The 616-nt window shown below is 47.4% G+C and carries 1 protein-coding gene; it reads right to left on the bottom strand.

The window, feature by feature from the left end:
- Positions 1-616 (bottom strand): aminotransferase class V-fold PLP-dependent enzyme (locus R7093_RS26325; RefSeq protein ID WP_318147161.1); only part of this gene is annotated, 616 nt, incomplete at both ends.

Genomic DNA, 616 nt, shown 5'->3' with positions numbered 1-616 from the left:
GTGTTGTAATGCATACAACCAATTCGTACGACCCCACCTGATTCTTCAATGCCAAGCTGACGAACCAAACCAAGTGCATAAAAGTGGCCATTCCAAACACAGATATTGTGCTCACCTAAGGTCTTAGCGATAAACTCTGGTGAATACTTGTCAAATGTTAGGGCAAACGTCGGCGTACGTTGCTGATAATCTTCACTCTCAATGCCATACAGTTTCACACCTTCTAGCGCGTCGAGTCGTTGCAAAAAACGCTCACTTAAACGCTGTTCGTGTTGATTGTAAAGCGCGTAACTTTGTTCTAATCGCTGACGAAGTGGTAAGTCGTTGTCGCCAAACTGAGCCAAATATTCCACTGCGGCCGCAACACCAGCAAGGCCTTCGAAGCTTTGTGTCCCCGTTTCAAAACGACCCGGACCAATATTCGTAGCCGGTTCTACTTTATAAGGACGAAGGCTGTGCAACCATTGGTCAGCCACGTAAGCGATACCTACATGCGGTCCAAAGAACTTATAAGCAGAACACGCTAAGAAATCACAGCCCAGCGCTTGTACATCGACTAAGTGGTGAGGAGCATAATGCACGGCATCGACATAAACTTGAGCACCAACGCCGTGCG

Source organism: Vibrio sp. 1580, assembly GCF_033340055.1.
Note: the sequence above shows the minus strand (reverse complement) of the source record. Positions and strands in the feature narration are given on the sequence as shown.